Raw genomic sequence first — 19,236 nt, forward strand, 5'->3', positions numbered from 1 at the left:
ATTGATCAACTTTTAGGCTAACGGAATAGGGGAATCCCCTATTGACACAAGGAATCAATGCATCCTCGCATTAAGCACGCATCGTAACTCTTTGTTTTATAACCACATTATTTTATTCTAATATAAATGTAAAATATTGTATGCGTATACGCATTGTTTGCTATATGAAGAGAGATCCTGAACTTTGCATTGATTGTTTAGTTTTTAATCCTTTGTTCAAACTTAAACACTGGGATAGAAAAGCTTGTGTCGAGCCACGCTTGATGACTAATCCAGCCTACGATAACTACTTTTTCCTCAAGCCAAACGCCACTCCCAGTAAAACAACCACCAAAACTAAAAAAGTCCAATACCCATACTGTAAGAACCAAGTGGGTTTATTGTCGAGAACAAAAGCGCCGGCGAGAACTTCACGCTCGAAGCGTGGGATTTGTTCCATCACACGGCCGTTTGAGGCGATGACTGCAGTTAAGCCGTTATTAGTACCGCGAATCACAGGTAAACCGGTTTCGATGGCGCGCATTTGAGCGATCTGGAAGTGTTGTAGCGGGCCCCAGCTGTCGCCGAACCAAGTGTCGTTGCTGATGGTTAGAATCGCGGTAAATTGATCTTGCGACTGCTTTCCGAGGCTTTGAATCAAACCTGAGAAGGCGATTTCGTAGCAAATTGCGGGGACTAACGCGGCCTTCTCGGTACGCAATGGTTCCTGATCTGAATCACCTGGCGTAAAGCTCGACATGGGTAAATCAAAAAAGTCGATAGCGCCTCTTAACAATTCTGTAAACGGTAGATATTCTCCGAAAGGCACTAGCTGCTGCTTATGATACGACTGGCTGTTTTCACCAAGCAATTTTACGCCTGAGTAATAGACTTCACGATTATCAGGCTCGCGCATTGGGATACCGGTAATGAAATCTGTACCACTCTCCTTCGCTTTTTCTTCTAGCTCGGACATGAGTCCTGGGACATTGTTTTCAAAGGATGGAATCCCCCCTTCCGGCCATACCACCAGATCTGCGCCCCAGTAGGGCTCGGTCTGCTCGAATAAACCATACATAATGTCGTTAAAGTAGCGACGATCCCACTTGATATGCTGGTCAACGTTCGGCTGCACTAAAGCCAAAATCAGGGTTTGCTCTTTGCTCGCCTCTTTGGAGAACATGTGTAAAGTCGCCATGAAAGGAATCACCAGCACCACTAAGATAGGCAATAGAAAACGGCGTTGTTGCCCGTAGCCTTTGGTAGTCACGACTTCTGCCAGCAGGCAAGCCAAGACCACCACAAACAGCGTAACGCCATGCACGCCTAAGAAACCTGCCAGCCCCTGCATCAGTGCTTCGGTTTGACTGTAACCTGCGTATAGCCATGGGAAACTAACAAATCCTGAGCCACGTGCTATATCCAGCCCAACCCAGATAACACTGAACAATATAACTCTTGAGATAAGCGAGTACTTACTAAAGTAACGCTGCATGATCCAGCCAAGTACACTGTAAAACAGGGCTAAAATCATGGCAAAAACAATGGTAAGGGTAACGGCAAGCGGTGGCGAGGCATTTCCGAAGGTGTTAATCGAAACATAAACCCATGACACACCGGCAATAAAAACACCGAAACCATAGCCCCAACCCAGCCGGAAAGCTTTCTTCGGCGTTTTATCGGTAATCAACCACCAGAATATGGCGATAGAAGCTAACGCTAATGGCCACCAATTTAATGGCGCAAAAGCTAAGGGATAAACGGCTCCAGCAATTAGGGCAATAAAAAATGCCAGCCAGCCGTTAGGGCTGGCAAATTTTTCTGTCATCATTGACTCTCTATGATTCTATTATTGTTTATAACGAGCTAGTTGGTTTGTTCCTGCACTAATGGCTTCACTCTTAATAAGTGAACTCGACGTTGATCGGCGTTCAACACGGTGAACTTAAAGTCCCCCATCTTAATCGTTTCTTCTCGCTCAGGCATGTGGCCGAACTTATTGACCAACAAACCACCAATGGTATCAAATTCCTGATCCGGGAAATCTGACCCTAGGCGCTCATTGAAGTCTTCAATATCGGTTTGCGCTTTAATAATGTACTCGCCATTCGAGTGCAGCTTGATGTTGCTTTCTTCTTCATCAATATCAAACTCGTCTTCAATATCGCCGACGATTTGTTCAAGCACGTCTTCGATCGTCACTAAACCAGATACACAACCATACTCGTCAACCACAATCGCCATATGGTTACGTTTAGAACGAAACTCAGTCAATAAAATATCCAGTCGTTTGCTTTCAGGGATAATATAAGCAGGGCGCAAAACATCTTTAATATCAAATTTTTGCGGGCCATTCTCATCGAAAGAGTAGCTCAACAATTCCTTCGCCAACATGATACCTTCGATATCGTCTCGGTTTTCACCCACCACAGGGTAGCGTGAGTGACGCGTTTCGCTAACAATCGGCAGAATTTCCTGCAAGGTGGCGTTTTCATGAATCACGTTCATTTGTGAGCGTGGGATCATAATGTCGCGCACCTGCATTTCGGCGACCTGCAAAACCCCTTCCATCATCGCCAAGGAGTCGGTTTTAATTAATTTATCGTCTTTTGCGACTCGCAGCACTTCTACCAACTGCTGGCGATCTTGGGGTTCAGAATGGAAAATATCGAAAATTCGTTGAAGAAAGCTCCTCGACGGAGGTTTGTCATCGCTCATGGCGCTTTATCTTGTCCTCTAGTTACCAAATACACAATTAAAAATCGTTAATCTTCAATGACATAGGGGTTGCCTATACCAAGTTCTGCTAAAATTTCAGCTTCCAGTGATTCCATCACTTCAGCCTCTTCATCTTTTATATGATCGTAGCCTAACAAATGCAAGCATCCATGTACCACCATGTGCGCCCAGTGATCATGCAAATCTTTTTGCTGCTCCCTCGCTTCATTCGCCACCACATCCGCGCACACCGCTAAATCGCCAAGGATATGCTCCTCGGGCAACAAGTCTTGTGGTAAACCTTGAGGGATTTCAAAAGGGAATGACAATACATTGGTCGGGCGGGCTTTGCCGCGATATTGGTGGTTTAATTCCTGGCTTTCTTCGCTGGAAACAATGCGAATGGTCAGCGACGCGGGCTGGGCACCACTGGCCATCACTTTGCTCACGGCAAGCTGCGCCCACGCTAAGAATTGTTTTTCTTGTGGTAAGTTTTCAGCGTTATCGGCAACTTGTAGCTCTAGGTCAATGATACTCATTAATCGAAATTATCAGGCCAGGGCTTACAGCTTTTTCGCTGCATCGCTGGCCGTATCCGCAGAGCGTTTTGCTTCGGCCACATCAGCATCTTCATACGCTTGTACAATACGTTGCACCACTGGATGGCGCACCACATCTTTTGATTGGAAGAAGGTAAAGCTAATACCGTCCACATCTTTTAAAACATCAATCACATGACGTAGTCCGGACTTTTGCCCACGCGGTAAATCGACCTGCGTAATATCACCCGTCACCACCGCTTTCGAACTAAAGCCGATACGGGTTAGGAACATTTTCATTTGCTCCACGGTAGTATTCTGACTTTCATCCAGAATAATAAAGGCATCATTCAAGGTTCGACCACGCATGTACGCTAACGGTGCAACTTCAATCACGTTGCGTTCCATCAGCTTCGCCACTTTCTCAAAACCGAACATCTCATACAGAGCGTCGTACAAAGGACGTAAATAAGGATCAACTTTCTGCGCCAGATCACCGGGTAAAAATCCTAAACGCTCACCCGCTTCAACTGCCGGACGAGTTAACAAAATACGGCGAACCTGCTGTTTTTCCCACGCATCCACCGCATTCGCTACCGCCAGATAGGTTTTACCGGTTCCGGCTGGGCCGACACCAAAACTGATGTCGTGGTGAATAATATTCTGAAGATATTGCTTCTGATTAGGGCTTCTTGGCTTAATTAATCCGCGCTTCGTCACTAGGGTCACGTTGTCATCAACATGTCCTTTCGGTTTAGCCGCTTCTAGCTCAGTCGAAATTTCCTGAATAGCTAAGTGAATGTCAGCGCTGTCCAGCATCTTCTTTTTGGCGGTATCGGCGTATAAGCCTTCGACGACTTGGCGCGCCGCTGCAATATTAACGCCTTCACCGATCAGGCTTACCGAATTGCCGCGAACATTAACCTCGATGCCCAAGCGACGTTCAATATGCTTTAAATGTTCATCTAAATAGCCACATAAAGCCGATAATCGATTGTTATCGGCGGGCAATAATTCAAAAGTTTCGTTTGATATTTGAGACAAGAATTATCCTATGATAATGAATAACTTAGTGAACCAAGCCGTCCGGCTCGAACTCACCGCGTAATGAATTTGGGAATGCGTCGGTAATCGTCACTTCAGCGAACTTACCGATTAAACTGTGTGGACCCATAAAGTTAACAATGCGATTGTTTTCCGTACGGCCACGGAGTTCCATCGGGTCTTTCTTTGATGGGCCTTCGACTAAAACTTTCTCTTTACCACCGACCATATTACGGCTAATCGAGAAAGCTTGCTGATTAATACGTTGTTGCAAAATTGATAAACGTTGCTTCTTCACTTCCATCGGCGTGTCATCAACAATATCCGACGCAGGCGTACCTGGGCGCGCGCTGTAAATAAAGCTGAAGGAATGGTCATAACCAATTTCGCCAATCAACTTCATCGTATCTTCAAAATCAGCTTCACTTTCGCCAGGGAAGCCAATAATAAAGTCAGAAGACATCGACATGTTTGGACGAATCTTGCGTAAACGTCGAATTTTTGATTTGTACTCTAATGCTGTGTGGCCACGCTTCATAAGCGCTAAAACACGATCAGAACCACTTTGTACTGGTAAATGCAAATGGCTCACCAGCTCAGGTACATGCTCATACACCTCAATCAAACGGTCAGAGAACTCAACAGGATGCGACGTGGTAAAACGAATTCGGTCAATACCATCAATCGCCGCCACATAAGTAATCAGCTCAGCTAAATCTGCAATATCACCTTCGTGAGTGGGTCCGCGGTACGCATTCACGTTCTGACCCAGCAAATTAATCTCACGAACGCCCTGTTCAGCCAATTGTGCACACTCGGCTAAAACATCGTCAAACGGGCGACTCACTTCCTCACCACGGGTATAGGGCACCACGCAGAAAGAACAATACTTTGAACAGCCTTCCATAATGGATACAAACGCCGTCGGGCCTTCGGCACGCGGCTCAGGCAAGCGATCGAATTTCTCGATTTCAGGGAAGGTGACATCCACGACCGCTTTTTTAGTGGTGCCATCGCCACTCGCCTCTTTAATCATTTCAGGCAAACGGTGTAAGGTTTGCGGGCCAAAAATCACATCTACATAAGGCGCTCGCTGACGAATCGCCTCACCTTCTTGCGAAGCCACACAGCCGCCCACACCAATGATTAAGCCAGGATTATCCTTTTTCAGGTTTTTCCATTGGCCCAGCTGAGAAAACACTTTCTCCTGAGCTTTTTCACGGATCGAGCAAGTGTTCAGCAACACCACATCAGCCTCTTCCGCCGACGCCGCCGCTTCTAAACCATGGGTCTTATTTAAGAGATCCGACATACGCGACGAATCATACTCATTCATCTGACAACCCCAGGTTTTGATAAATAGTTTCTTGCTCATGTGACCTTACTTGCTCCTGACGCTTCGCAATTTAGCTAAAATTAGCTGATTTGTTCAAAAAAGGGCGCGAATTATACCATCAGCGCCCCACTCTAAGCCAGCATTGATTGGCTATTTTTTAAGCAGAAAAGGTTTGTTTTTACTCTCTTTAAAAGCCTAACGTGAACTCGTCTTACTACGATAGATTTCACATTAGTTTTCATTCTCTCCAAAACACTGGATTTTTTTTGAGCTAAGATTTGATACACTCGGAGCCATTGAAATCAAAGGAGCAAAAGATGTCCCAAGGTATTCTTTTCAACAACACTTTAATTAAAGTCTTATCCCTAAGTGCGCTATTAGCACTTTCAGCCTGTAATAGCGAAAAAGGCAAAGAGCATGTTGGTCAATGGAGTCTCGACGCGAAACAATCTGAACTTCACTTTAGCAGCACCAAAAACGGTGATATTACTGAAAAGCATCAGTTCAGAAACTTTGATGCAGCAGTGGGCGCGGAAGGCAATTTTAGTTTAAGCATCGATCTGACTAGCGTTGATACTGGGATCGAGATTCGTGACGAACGTATGCAAAAGCATTTGTTCATGACCGACAAAACACCAAAAGCCACTATCACTGGGAAAATCACCTCAAAAGATCTTCCAGCTAAAAGCAAAACGAAAACCATGAATGCTGAGCTCGATTTGGCTGGAAATACAACGGCTATCGAAGCTGAAGTCACTCTCACGCGAATTAACGCAGAAACCATCAAAGTAGAAACAGCTAAACCTATCGTTCTTTCAGCAGAAAATCTTGGTCTCAAGGCAGGTGTTGATAAACTACAAGACATTGCTGGCCTTAACAGCATCAGCGACGAAGTCCCTGTCACCTTCTCCTTTACTATGAAGAAGCAATAAGGTTATCGCCACTTATTTTTCCGTAACTTAAGGTTCAAACACACCATGGCGACTTTCTGGGTCGCCATTTTTCTGCCCGATTCGGTTAATTTTCCATCATTTTATTCACAGATTAACTCCACAAAGGTTCGGTTAAATAACACCATCTAACAACGAGATGGCTTCACACTAAAACGAAGCCTCTATAGGAGTAAAAAATGAATACAACCAATAAGTTCAAGCAAGCAACGGTAGCAGTACTATCAATCATGGCTCTAGGGTTGAGCGTCAACCTAAAAGCTGATCAACCTACTGAGCCACTGGAGAACATAAAGCTCTTTGGAGTGGTTAATACTATCGACAGTGAGCGCAATGTTCAGCCGATCCAACCTAGCGCCAGCAGCATTAAAGAAGAGCGATACGACGGTTTAACCGTGTTAACCCTATCCCAAACCTTCACCAATACTAGCGATACGGCAGTGAATGGCTACTACCACATACCATTACCAAACCCTGGCGCTTTGATTAACTATCAGGTTAGTACCGACACAAACGCTGACCAGCTATCGGATCCGCAACAACTAGCGTTAGATAGTGGAGAAAGCGTGACTTATAAAGTGCGCTATGAACTTAACTCAAACCTCCTCGTAGGCTTTCACCAGACTAGCGACATGGGGTTCAGCGAACAACTCAACCACAGCGCTATCGCTCAAAAGTAGCAACGGAGCTTACAAAGTATCCCCCAGAGCATAGGACGACTCCAAGACAAGGATGTCACACTTTACTGCAAACTCTCCTCTAAATTGGGCACTTCGGTGCCTCTTTTTATTGCGTCGTTTTTAAGTCATTTCTGAGATAAATGATGCGTTAATGCTTTACCACTGCGTCACTTCACACCCAATCAGGCATTGACTCACAATCCCCTACTCGTCTCTGTCACAAAGCTACATAACAATACAATTCGATACAGTTTAATAATTGAACAGTCAGAATTTCGCTGATAGGTTACTTGACGTGTTGAGGAAATATTTAGATTAAATCTAAAACACAACAAGCTGAAGGGGGTACTTTCCTCACTGTCTGATAGGCCTTAATGTAGACAATACTAAGGGGGCATGAGGAAAGACTTCAGCACTAAAATTGATAAGAGATATGTCTATCTCACAATGAGAAGGAGAAGTTTATGAACACTCGTTCAAAGTTCATGCTAAGCGCTGTATCGCTGTGCATGCTGACCGCCGTTGGTCATGCTGCCGAGAGACAGTCGCTACGCGATAATCCTACCGTGAATAACCTGATAGCTGAGCAACAAGCCTTACCCGGCTCAGTTTCTATGAATGCTAAGCAAATTGCTGGCTTAAACGGTAGCAACGACTCACTACAAGTTCGTAAGAGCTACAGCAACAACGGTAATGTCACCAAGCGTTACCAACAGTTCTACAAAGGCATTCCAGTAGTCGGCGACGATGTTATCATCACTCGCACCTCTACCGGAGCTTTCAGCTTTGCGCATGGTGCGGTTTTAAGCGATATCGAGCAAGATGTTCCAAGCGTTAAGCCAAGCATCACCTCAGCGGAAGCACTTTCTATCGCTAAAAATACGCAGCAACTTAACGCACAAGGTAAAACCAGCCGTGTGCCGACTCACTTCGAAAACGAACACTCAGATCTTGTTATTTGGCAAAATAACGATGGCGTCGCGAAACTCGTTTACTCGGTAAGCTACGTGTCACATGGTGAAAAACCATCTCGCCCACAAATGTTTGTCGATGCGAATACAGGTGAGGTTTTACATTCTTACGAAAATCTACAAACTGCCGATGGTACTGGCCCTGGCGGCAACCAAAAAACTGGCCATTATGTCTATGGTACAGACTTTGATCCAATGAACGTGGCTCAATCTGGTAGTACTTGTACCATGAGCAATAGCAATGTTGATACTATCAACATGAACCACTCGCAAAGTGGCGGCAGCATCCATAGCTTTACGTGCCCAGAGAACACGGTCAAAGAAATTAATGGTGCTTACTCGCCATTAAACGACGGCCACTTCTTCGGCGGTGTTGTATTCAACATGTTTGGCGATTGGTTCAACACAGCGCCATTAACGCAGAAGCTACGCGTACGCGTTCACTATGGCAACAACTACGAAAACGCTTTCTGGGATGGCCAGCAAATGACTTTTGGTGATGGTGCTAACCGTTTCTATCCTTTAGTCTCTTTAGATGTTATGGCCCACGAAGTAAGCCACGGTTTCACCGAGCAAAACTCAGGTTTGGTTTACAGCGGTAAATCAGGTGGCCTAAACGAGTCTTACTCTGACATGTCTGGTGAAGCGGCTGAATTTTACATGAACGGTACCAATGACTTCTTAGTCGGTGAGCAAATCTTCAAAAGCAATGGTGCTTTGCGTTATATGGATGACCCTACTCAAGACGGTAATTCAATCGGCCACCAAAGCGATTACTACTCAGGCATGGATGTTCACCACAGTTCAGGTGTTTACAATAAAGCTTTTTACTTGCTAGCCACAACAGCTGGTTGGGACACGAAAAAAGCCTTTGAAGTGTACACTCGCGCCAACCAAAACTATTGGACCGCAAGAACGAATTGGGATGATGCTGGTGACGGCGTATTGGATTCTGCGTGTGACTTAGGTTATAGCGTTGATGATGTCAATGCGACGCTACAAGCTGTTGGTATTAGCAGTAACGTTAGTCCAGGCCGTGACTGTGGCGGTGATCCGACGGATCCTCCAGGCGACAACGTATTAGAGAACGGCGTTGCTGAAACAGGTCTATCCGCCTCTCAAGGCAACGACATTATGTACACCATGGAAGTTCCAGCTGGCGCCAGCAATATCAGCTTTGATATCAGCGGCGGTACTGGTGACGCGGACTTATACGTACGCAAAGGTGCGGCTCCTACCGATTCGACCTACGACTGCCGTCCGTACAAAAATGGTAACAACGAAAGCTGCTCAGGCAATGGTGAAGGTACTTACTACGTGCGCGTAAAAGCTTATTCAAGCTTCTCTGGCTTAACACTCGTCGGTAGTTATGACGACGGAGCTGACCCAGGCACACCGCCTATCGATGAAACCTATAGCAATGTTTCAGTGGCTCAAGGTGCATGGGCGCGTTACAGCCAAGACTTGAATGGTGATTATAGCTCATTGACCGTGACTATCTCAGGTGGCTCAGGCGATGCTGACTTGTATGTTCGTCACGGCTCTCAGCCGACAACATCCAGCTATGACTGCCGTCCATACAAGTGGGGCAATGAAGAAACTTGTACCATCAATGCACCGCAGTCAGGCACATGGCACATCGGATTACGAGGCTATAACGCAGCTTCAGGTGTTACCTTAAACATCTCAGCAACTCCTCAATAATCTTGCCAACCAAAGGAGGGGCCATCGTCCCTCCTTTCCTAAATTCCTAATTTGTAGGTACGCATTATGAAATATCTATCAACCGGTCTCCTGATCTCAGGAGTGGTTGCTGGATCACTTGTCTTCGCACAAAGTGCAACCGCTGACAAACCATCAGCGCCAGTAACCGAACAATCAACCAGTGAACAAAACGTATGGATCACACTTGGCGGCGATGCCTTAGAAACGATCCAATCCAAATATCAGTCTACCATTCCAATCAAACTGTCAGGGATTATCGAGCAAAAGCAGAATAACCAGATAGCTATTGCGCAGATTCCTGAGTCAAAAATTATCGAACTCAGCAAAATGATGCACGATGAGCACAAACGTTGTGGTGGTTTTTTCTATCACAGTTCGCAACAGGAAGCTCAAGAGTATGCTCACAGCATAAATCAAACTCAAGCCTTTGCAGCAGTCAACTACACCATCGATAACCCTGATGCTGTTAATGCTTTGCTAGGACAAATTTCTAGCAGTAATTTGACCACAACGGTTAACACTTTAAGCAACTACAACAACCGCTATTACACCAGTAGCACTGGGGTTGATGCGGCCAATTGGATTAAAAATGAATGGCAATCAATAGCCAATGGACGAAGTGACATTGACGTTCAGTTATACAATCACAGTAACTGGAATCAACCATCGGTTATCGCAACCATTACCGGCACAAGCGACCCAGATGATATTGTCATCGTTGGCGGTCATTTAGACTCCATCAACAGTTCTAATACCTCAGGACGCGCTCCCGGCGCAGATGACAATGCTTCCGGTATCGCTATCGCTACCGAGTCATTACGCGCCATTGTAGAGACTGGTTTTAAACCCGAACGTACGATCAAACTGATGGGTTATGCTGCCGAAGAAGTTGGACTGCGCGGCTCAAACGAGATTGCTAACCAACACAAAAGTAATAACGCTAACGTTATCGGTGTGGTGCAATTTGATATGTCTGGATACAAAGGAAGTAACAAAGATATTGTGTTCATGACTGACTACACCAATTCAGATCAAAATCAGTTCCTGGCAGATCTCATTGATACTTACCTGCCAAGTATCGATTATGCTTACGACCAGTGTGGTTACGGCTGTTCTGATCATGCTTCATGGCACAATAAAGGCTACCCAGCCTCAATGCCATTCGAAGCCTACATGGGGCAACACAATGGCGATATCCACACCTCACGAGATGATCACTTTGATGCCAGTCACTCTGTCAACTTTGCCAAGTTATCAGTGACTTATCTGGCTGAATTAGCGAAAGGTGGTACTGGCTCAAACCCCGATCCAGATCCTCCAGGCGACAACGTATTAGAGAACGGCGTTGCTGAAACAGGTCTATCCGCCTCTCAAGGCAACGACATTATGTACACCATGGAAGTTCCAGCTGGCGCCAGCAATATCAGCTTTGATATCAGCGGCGGTACTGGTGACGCGGACTTATACGTACGCAAAGGTGCGGCTCCTACCGATTCGACCTACGACTGCCGTCCGTACAAAAATGGTAACAACGAAAGCTGCTCAGGCAATGGTGAAGGTACTTACTACGTGCGCATAAAAGCTTACTCGAGCTTCTCAGGTTTAGCACTCGTCGGTAGTTACGACGACGAGACTGCCCCTGAACCGGACCCAGGCACACCGCCTATCGATGAAACCTATAGCAATGTTTCAGTGGCTCAAGGTGCATGGGCTCGTTACAGCCAAGAATTGAATGGTGATTATAGCTCATTGACCGTGACTATCACCGGTGGCTCTGGCGATGCTGACTTGTATGTTCGTCACGGCTCTCAGCCGACAACATCCAGCTACGACTGTCGTCCATACAAATGGGGCAATGAAGAAACTTGTACCATCAATGCACCGCAGTCAGGCACATGGCACATCGGATTACGAGGCTATAACGCAGCTTCAGGTATAACGCTTAGCGTTCAAGCTACACCACAATAATAGGGCAAGACTTTCGTTCTTCCACAGTAGTTGCGTACACGGATGTGCGCTTTTTTTCTTTAATATGAAACTTTGATAACTTTTACAGAAATCTAACGCCAAATGTTTTAGCATACCCTATATAAGAATGTCTTAATAACAGGAACCGTCCACACTATGGTCATAACATTCAGCATTTGCGTTGCCGTTATCGTGCTATGCACCCTAATACCGCTGTCTCGCAATGCTAAGTGGTGGGTTCGTGCTTTTGATTTTCCTCGACTGCAGCTGGCCATAGCCTGCATGATACTTTTACTCACCGAAATTCTATTACTCGATCTCTCTAATTTTTCCAGCTGGATATTATTGTTAACGACAGTTGCTTGCTTTACTTATCAAGCCTGGTGGATCTTTCCTTACACAAAACTCACTAAACCAGAAGTTAAATCATCAAGCTCACAGCAACGTTCCACGATAAGCATTGTGACTGCCAATGTCTTAATGACCAACCGCAATGCACGAAAGTTAATTGATATCATTAGACAGTATGACCCTGATATTATCGTTACTCTTGAAACGAATGACTGGTGGCAGTCTCACCTCGATAAATTGGAAGATATCTACCCCCATACGGTGAAATGCCCTCTGGAAAACCTTTACGGCATGCATGTCTACTCTAAGCTCACTCTTGAGAATGCTGAAGTACAGTATCTGGTGGAAGAGAATATTCCCTCGATTCACGCTCAAGCCGTCTTAGATAGCAGCGATAAAGTTCGTCTTCACTTTCTCCATCCAGCACCGCCTAGCCCTACAGAAAACGAAGAATCCGCTGAACGAGATGCGGAGCTGGTTATGGTGGCAAAAAATATCGAAGAAACGTGTGACAAAAGTCAGCCAATTATTGTTACTGGCGATATGAATGATGTCGCTTGGTCAAGAACCACTCGATTATTCCGAAAAATAAGCGGATTACTCGATCCTAGAATTGGCCGTGGCATGTTTAATACCTTTCATGCCAAGTACTGGCTCATGCGCTGGCCGCTTGACCACCTTTTCCACAGCGAACACTTTACGCTTGATAAGATCACGCGGTTGCCATCTTATGGCTCAGACCATTTCGCACTCTATACACAGCTGAGTTTAGAGCCGAACAAAGCACCGGCTCAGTCTGGAGTTGATAAAGAAGATGGCGATGACCAACTGGCTGAATCTATAATGGCTGAGCAAAATGCTTCCAGCCATAATGTTCACAACCCTACTTGAGTCTGTAAAGCCCTACAGCCTATTTTGCTAACTTAGCCCCCAGCCAAGCAAATGGCACAAAGACCAGAAGGTCGACAACCATAAACCATAGTGGATGTGGGATCATGACTAGGTTCATGATGCCCCCAGCCAAAAAGAAGATCCCACAAACCGTTCCGAGCAGTAGCTTTCTAGAAGGCGTTATTTTGCTGCACACAAAGCCCGCAATAAAAGAACCCACAAGATGCGCAATAATTACCGTAATAAACGCATCAACCGGCAACGACGAAACGTACTCTGCAAAAGCACTTTTATCTTCCATACTCAAATTTTCTGGCCACGGATAACGAACCATATTAATGGACTCGATACCGTAAATGATTAAGCCACCAACTAGCACCCCCACAATCACCGCTAATATTTGTTTACCCATTACGACTCTCCCGCTTTCTTCTTATATAAACCGTCAAATATAACTTTCCAGCTTTCCCCATTATCCGTTGATACTGACCATACTTGCCTGACAGTATCACCATTAGGTGTCCAACTGATGGTATTCATGACGTCGCCACCTTTGCCTTTCGTCACTCCAGACATGACCATAGAATCACCTTCCTTACCGCCATTCAATTCCAGTAAAGTTCCAGTATTATCGACCCAGGTTTGGTGCCACTGCTTCTTAGTCCGATCATAAATATTATAGCTATGGCCTATATTGCCACTCGCCCCACGCCAGTTTTCTTGCAGACTACAACCGCCTAGAATTTTCTCAATTTTATTCTCACCGACCTTCTTCCCTTTTGGATTAAATACTTCCCATTCACCCATCCAAAAATCAAACTGACGATATTCCTCGCTGGAACAAGGTGGTTGTTTTTGTTCAGCAGAATTCGCTATAAAGCTGGTTAGCAGTAATACGGTTGTTATTAGGTATTTCATGTGCTCTCCTTTTTCTCATATTGTTATGTTATATGTTCATTTTCTTTGCTTGTCCAAAGAAAACGAACCAAAAGAAACGACACCCCGGTCGCTTGGCCTTCGGCTTCCTTCCGTTTCTCGTAATAATTGGCGCATTTGACAACTCGCTACGCTCAAACATTCAAATGCTTTATTTCCAATTATTACTGCGATACTCAGCAAGCTCTAAGGGGTAACCGAGAGCACAAACTTATAGCGCCACTTTCCCTTTATATTTAGCTGAGTGAACTTAAAGTCATAGCAATTCAAATCATGGAGGATTTGAATAGTTAAATTCAGCACATGGAAGTGCTGTATTTAACGGTGCGTATAGTGACTTGAAGTTCTTGAAGGTAGTCATTCATTTGAATGACCTAAATATAGGGGTGGACTTCTTTTGGTTACTTTTTCTTGTCCACGCAAGAAAAAGTAACTCGCTGAGTAGCGACAACACTCTCTATCAAACTAAGCTTTTATCCACAAACATAGTTCTAAACGAGGTGACAACAAAAAAGGGAGCCTAAGCTCCCTTTTTTATAGAACGAGTAAATGATTACTCTTGACCAGCTGGCGCTTCTTCTTGCGCTGGTGGGTCAATCAAAGCTTTCATACTAAGACGGATACGACCTTGGCGATCGACCTCTAGTACTTTAACTTTAACAATATCACCTTCTTTCAAGTAGTCAGTTACTTTATTCACGCGCTCATGAGCGATTTGTGAAATATGTACTAGACCATCTTTTCCTGGAGTAATTTGAACGAATGCACCGAAGTCTGCTAAACGAACGACTTTGCCTTCAAATTCCATTCCAGCGGTGATTTCCATAGTAATCATTTCGATACGGCGAACTGCTTCTGCGGCACCTTCAGAGTCGCTTGAAGCGACTTTAACCGTACCGTCATCTTCGATTTCAATCGTAGCACCAGTTTCTTCAGTTAGGGCACGGATAGTTGAACCACCTTTACCAATAACTTCAGAGATTTTGTCTACTGGGATCTTGATCGCAGTGATACGTGGAGCATGCTCAGAAATATCTTCACGAGGCTTATCAATCGCTTCGTTCATGACGTTCAAGATATGTAAGCGGCCACCTTGTGCTTGGTGAAGTGCTTTTTCCATGATTTCTTGAGTAATACCGTCAATCTTGATGTCCATTTGAAGTGCTGTAATACCATTAGAGGTACCCGCAACTTTAAAGTCCATATCACCAAGGTGGTCTTCGTCACCTAAGATGTCAGAAAGAACAACAAAGTTGTCGCCTTCTTTGACCAAGCCCATCGCGATACCAGCAACAGGTGCTTTCATTGGTACACCAGCGTCCATTAACGCTAATGAAGTACCACAGACAGACGCCATTGAGCTAGAACCGTTTGATTCCGTGATTTCAGATACTACACGCAATGTGTATGGGAATTCAGCGATGGTTGGAACCATAGCAAGAACACCACGCTTCGCTAAACGGCCATGACCGATTTCGCGACGTTTTGGAGAACCCATGAAACCAGTTTCGCCCACACAGTATGGAGGGAAGTTATAGTGCATCATGAAGTGATCTTTAGCGTCACCCATAATGCTGTCTTTAATCTGTGCATCACGCTCAGTACCTAAAGTTGCAACAACTAGGGCCTGAGTTTCACCACGAGTAAAAATCGCAGAACCGTGAGTACGTGGAAGAACACCCGTGCGGATATCCAATGCGCGAACCATATCAGGTTCACGGCCATCAATACGTGGCTCACCAGAAACGATTCGAGTACGAACCACTTCTTTTTCGATATCGTGGAAAACTTCTTTAACTTCTTCAGCAGAAGGCTGGCCTTCTTCGTCGCCCGCTAATGCTTCTACAGCCTCAGCAGATAACTCGTTAATTTTGTCATAACGCTCAGCTTTGTCCGCGATTTGATACGCCTCAACAATTGCGCCGTGCATTTTTTCTTTTACGGCGTCGTATAAAGCAGTATTTTTCTCTGGAGCAGTCCAATCCCAAGCAGGCTTACCCGCTTCGGCTTGTAATTCTTTAATTGCCTGAATCGCGACTTGTAACTCTTGGTGACCATACATAACAGCGCCAAGCATCACGTTTTCAGGTAACTCGTCAGCTTCTGACTCAACCATCAGTACCGCTTTATCAGTACCAGCAACCATTAAATCTAACTTTGAGTTTTCCATGTCAGTTGTTGATGGGTTTAATGCATATTCACCATCAATATAACCAACGCGCGCCGCACCAATCGGGCCAGCGAATGGAATACCAGAAATTGCCAATGCCGCAGATGCACCAATCATTGATGGTACTGCTGGATCAACTTCTGGGTTAATTGAAACGATAGTAATAACAACCTGAACTTCGTTCAAAAAGCCTTCTGGGAAAAGAGGACGTAACGGACGGTCAATTAAACGAGCCGTTAACGTTTCTTCGTCCGACGGACGACCTTCACGCTTCAAGAAGCCGCCTGGGATTTTACCCGCAGCGTATGTTTTCTCTTGGTAGTTTACTGTTAGCGGGAAGAAACCTTGTCCTTCTTTCGCTTCCTTCTTACCAACCACCGTTACAAATGCGGTAGTTCCTTCGACGTCGACGATGACTGCACCAGATGCCTGACGAGCTACGCGACCAGTTTCGATAGTGACTTCGCGGCCACCGTATTGAAAAGATTTTTTTGTATAATCCACAATATTTTCCTATTTTTAGTTACTTGGGCTTATTTACCCTCTTGCCCTCAGAACCCACATCGTCTGAAAGCAAACAAAAAAGGGGCCTTGAAAGGCCCCTTTAATTTTTTTAGCGACGCAGACCCAGCTTTTTAATTAAGTCTGAGTAACGGCTATGATCTTTACGCTTCAAGTAGTCAAGCAGTTTACGACGCTGGCTTACCATGCGTAACAAACCGCGACGTGAGTGGTGGTCATGCTTGTGTGCCTTGAAGTGGTCTTGCAAGTGGTTGATTTGCGCTGATAGCAATGCAACCTGAACTTCTGGAGAACCTGTATCGCCTTCACCGCGACCATGTTCTTGTACGATTTCTGCTTTCTTTTCTGCACTTAGTGACATAGTTTGTATCTCCAATTTTGAGTGAGTCCACTCAGTGTTTACGTACGAACCAGCCAATCACTAATTCAGCCAGTTCAATGAATGCGCGATTGTACCCTAATTCAAACCCTTACAGCAAGTAAAATTCCATACTCGGGATTCTTGCTAGGCCTTTATTTACGAGGTTTTTTGCTAAAAACTGATATTGTCTATTGGTTCGCAACTGAACGTAGACGAAGTTGTGGGTTTTGCTCACGACAATTATGCAAAAATTGCTCAAAACAGGTCTCTGTTTCTGCCAGTTTTTCACGTAATCGGTGGCCACCATCAAAAATGTGCAAATCGGCTTTTGCCGCACTGGCAAAACGAATCACGTTTTCAACAGGAACGATGTCATCCTGCCAACCGTGAACAACGGTCACAGGGCAGTCTAATTTTTCCAGTTCGGCTTCGGCATAACCGTCCATATAGACTGCTGGAGAAATCAAGAAAAGTCCCATCGGCTCATTATTGAGCCCAGCAACAGCCGACACATAGCCGCCCATGCTGGTTCCTACCAAAATATAGGGACGTGACAAATTCAATAAGTAATTATTCAACTTCGTCACTCTCTCATTGGTAGGTAAGCGACGGTAATCTAAAGACTCAACATCGAATCCATTGCTTTCGCATACTTTCGACAATGCTTGTATTCGGCTTCCCTTAGGACCCGACACTTTGCCGTGCGAGAAAATGACTAAAGGTTTCACAACTGGGTTCATACGATTTCTAGCTCGTTTGTTTTATCAATCGGCGAGGGGCTACTTTGCCATCATCGTCGATACAACCGATTCCTAAAAAACCCTCTGGGTCTTTTAGAATAAATTCTTCCTCTTGCGGCATACCGCTAAGCTGTACGGCTTGGCCCAAACGTATGTAATACGCCTGATCACTGTCTAACTCGACAATGGGCAAATGATGCAACGCCTTCTCAAGAGGTAATAATAATTCGTCCATGGCAAGCTTTTCATCGGCTTGCTTCATCGTCTCTAACTGAGCCAAGCTGACACAATCATCTAGTTGCAAGTGACTAACCGCGGTACGCCGTAGTTCCTGCACATGTGCGCCACAACCTAACTCATCCCCCATATCTTCGACCAAATTTCTGATATAAGTTCCCTTGGAACAGTGAACATCAAGCTCAAACTCATCACTTTCAAAGCGCACTATATCAATGGAGTGAATAGTCACTTCGCGTGCTTCCCGCTCCACTTCTATACCTTGGCGTGCCAGCTTATAAAGAGGCACACCATCTTTTTTTAAGGCCGAATACATTGAAGGAACTTGGCTGATAGTACCTTTGAATTGTTGCACTACCTTTACAAGTTCTTCTTCGGTGACATTAACCGGCTTTTCTTCAACGACCTCACCTTCTCGATCAGCCGTTGTTGTTTTCTGCCCCATTTTTGCTATCACACGATATTTTTTATCGGCATTAAGCAAAAAGTGAGAAAATTTCGTTCCTTCGCCAAAACATATTGGTAAAACACCCGTAGCAATAGGATCCAAAGCCCCAGTATGGCCAGCTTTCTGGGCGAAATACAAAAACTTTGCCTGCTGCAAAGCCTTGTTTGACGTCATATCGGTGGGTTTATCTAACAATAAAATACCCGTAATATCGCGACCGCGCTTACGTCGTCTTGCCATTGGTTACTCCGGAACTACAGGAAAAGCTTAGGAATGATCGTCTTTATCAGACGTGTCTTGCTTGCCAGCCGCTTTTTTATCTTCCGACCGGGCTTTCTCAATCAGGCTCGTCATCCGCTGGCCTTCTTGAATTGACTTGTCAAAGAAAAACCGTAAGGCAGGCACACTACGCATACGCATTTCTTTTGCTAGTTTTGAACGCAAAAAGCCTGCAGCTCCACGCACGACTTCTAAAGCTTCTTCGATCTCTTCCTTCTCATCTTTGCCCAAAAAGGTTACAAAGACTTTAGCATTCTGAAGATCGCTAGAAACTTCAACCGCCGAAACGGTCGCTAAACCCAAACGGGGATCTTTCATTTCGCGTTGAAAGACCAGAGCCAGCTCACGCTGGATCTGGTCGGCAACTCGATTAGCTCTTGCTTGCGACATT

17 protein-coding genes are annotated in these 19,236 nt (G+C 45.1%); 5 read left to right on the forward strand and 12 right to left on the reverse strand.

Features of this window, described 5'->3' with window-relative positions; genetic code table 11:
* Positions 1 to 286: 286 nt before the first annotated feature.
* Genes lnt through miaB form a run of 5 tightly spaced genes read right to left on the reverse strand, consistent with a single transcriptional unit; the run spans position 287 to position 5,655 of the window.
* On the reverse strand, positions 287 to 1,810 hold the full coding sequence (lnt, locus tag TQ33_RS10330) for an apolipoprotein N-acyltransferase (protein ID WP_228640153.1): 1,524 nt from the start codon (positions 1,808 to 1,810) through the stop codon (positions 287 to 289).
* Positions 1,811 to 1,845: 35 nt separating this feature from the next.
* Positions 1,846 to 2,697 (reverse strand): HlyC/CorC family transporter, encoded by an 852-nt coding sequence (locus TQ33_RS10335; protein ID WP_046561970.1) that lies wholly within the window; start codon positions 2,695 to 2,697, stop codon positions 1,846 to 1,848.
* 47 nt (positions 2,698 to 2,744) lie between these two features.
* On the reverse strand, positions 2,745 to 3,236 hold the full coding sequence (ybeY, locus tag TQ33_RS10340) for an rRNA maturation RNase YbeY (RefSeq protein WP_046561971.1): 492 nt from the start codon (positions 3,234 to 3,236) through the stop codon (positions 2,745 to 2,747).
* Between the two features lie 24 nt (positions 3,237 to 3,260).
* Entirely contained in the window at positions 3,261 to 4,280 is a 1,020-nt protein-coding gene (locus TQ33_RS10345; RefSeq protein WP_046561972.1) for a PhoH family protein, read from the reverse strand.
* A 25-nt stretch (positions 4,281 to 4,305) separates the two neighbouring features.
* A complete protein-coding gene (gene miaB / locus TQ33_RS10350; protein WP_084617000.1) occupies positions 4,306 to 5,655 on the reverse strand; it encodes a tRNA (N6-isopentenyl adenosine(37)-C2)-methylthiotransferase MiaB in 1,350 nt (449 codons plus the stop codon).
* A gap of 278 nt (positions 5,656 to 5,933) precedes the next feature.
* On the opposite strand from miaB, the gene TQ33_RS10355 reads away from it, so the two are divergent.
* The 5 genes from TQ33_RS10355 to TQ33_RS10375 all read left to right on the forward strand — a co-directional run bounded on the left by TQ33_RS10355 (position 5,934) and on the right by TQ33_RS10375 (position 13,152).
* The gene (locus tag TQ33_RS10355; RefSeq protein WP_046561973.1) at positions 5,934 to 6,548 is read left to right on the forward strand and encodes a YceI family protein; all 615 of its coding nucleotides are present in this window, start codon (positions 5,934 to 5,936) and stop codon (positions 6,546 to 6,548) included.
* Between the two features lie 197 nt (positions 6,549 to 6,745).
* Positions 6,746 to 7,246, forward strand: a complete 501-nt coding sequence (locus TQ33_RS10360) for a hypothetical protein (protein ID WP_046561974.1) — start codon at positions 6,746 to 6,748, stop codon at positions 7,244 to 7,246.
* Positions 7,247 to 7,710: 464 nt separating this feature from the next.
* The gene (locus TQ33_RS10365) at positions 7,711 to 9,921 is read left to right on the forward strand and encodes a M4 family metallopeptidase (protein ID WP_052735283.1); all 2,211 of its coding nucleotides are present in this window, start codon (positions 7,711 to 7,713) and stop codon (positions 9,919 to 9,921) included.
* 66 nt (positions 9,922 to 9,987) lie between these two features.
* Positions 9,988 to 11,910, forward strand: a complete 1,923-nt coding sequence (locus TQ33_RS12205; RefSeq protein ID WP_084617003.1) for a M20/M25/M40 family metallo-hydrolase — start codon at positions 9,988 to 9,990, stop codon at positions 11,908 to 11,910.
* Positions 11,911 to 12,066: 156 nt separating this feature from the next.
* On the forward strand, positions 12,067 to 13,152 hold the full coding sequence (locus tag TQ33_RS10375) for an endonuclease/exonuclease/phosphatase family protein (protein WP_046561975.1): 1,086 nt from the start codon (positions 12,067 to 12,069) through the stop codon (positions 13,150 to 13,152).
* 19 nt (positions 13,153 to 13,171) lie between these two features.
* Here TQ33_RS10375 and TQ33_RS11705 read toward each other — a convergent pair whose 3' ends face one another.
* The 7 genes from TQ33_RS11705 to rbfA form a co-directional block, all read right to left on the reverse strand.
* A complete protein-coding gene (locus TQ33_RS11705; protein WP_052735284.1) occupies positions 13,172 to 13,564 on the reverse strand; it encodes a hypothetical protein in 393 nt (130 codons plus the stop codon).
* Entirely contained in the window at positions 13,564 to 14,070 is a 507-nt protein-coding gene (locus TQ33_RS10385) for a hypothetical protein (RefSeq protein ID WP_046561976.1), read from the reverse strand. Before TQ33_RS10385 ends, TQ33_RS11705 begins: the two co-directional genes overlap by 1 nt.
* Positions 14,071 to 14,641: 571 nt before the next feature.
* The gene (gene pnp / locus TQ33_RS10390) at positions 14,642 to 16,762 is read right to left on the reverse strand and encodes a polyribonucleotide nucleotidyltransferase (protein WP_046561977.1); all 2,121 of its coding nucleotides are present in this window, start codon (positions 16,760 to 16,762) and stop codon (positions 14,642 to 14,644) included.
* 109 nt (positions 16,763 to 16,871) lie between these two features.
* On the reverse strand, positions 16,872 to 17,141 hold the full coding sequence (gene rpsO / locus TQ33_RS10395) for a 30S ribosomal protein S15 (protein ID WP_046561978.1): 270 nt from the start codon (positions 17,139 to 17,141) through the stop codon (positions 16,872 to 16,874).
* A 188-nt stretch (positions 17,142 to 17,329) separates the two neighbouring features.
* Entirely contained in the window at positions 17,330 to 17,881 is a 552-nt protein-coding gene (locus TQ33_RS10400) for an alpha/beta hydrolase (protein ID WP_046561979.1), read from the reverse strand.
* A gap of 7 nt (positions 17,882 to 17,888) precedes the next feature.
* Positions 17,889 to 18,806 carry a tRNA pseudouridine(55) synthase TruB gene (gene truB / locus TQ33_RS10405; protein ID WP_046561980.1) on the reverse strand — a complete coding sequence of 306 codons (918 nt, stop codon included), beginning with the start codon at positions 18,804 to 18,806 and terminating at the stop codon, positions 17,889 to 17,891.
* Between the two features lie 27 nt (positions 18,807 to 18,833).
* A complete protein-coding gene (gene rbfA / locus TQ33_RS10410) occupies positions 18,834 to 19,235 on the reverse strand; it encodes a 30S ribosome-binding factor RbfA (protein WP_046561981.1) in 402 nt (133 codons plus the stop codon).
* Position 19,236: the final 1 nt, after the last annotated feature.

It is taken from the genome of Kangiella geojedonensis (assembly GCF_000981765.1).
Classification (GTDB): Bacteria; Pseudomonadota; Gammaproteobacteria; order Enterobacterales; family Kangiellaceae; genus Kangiella; species Kangiella geojedonensis.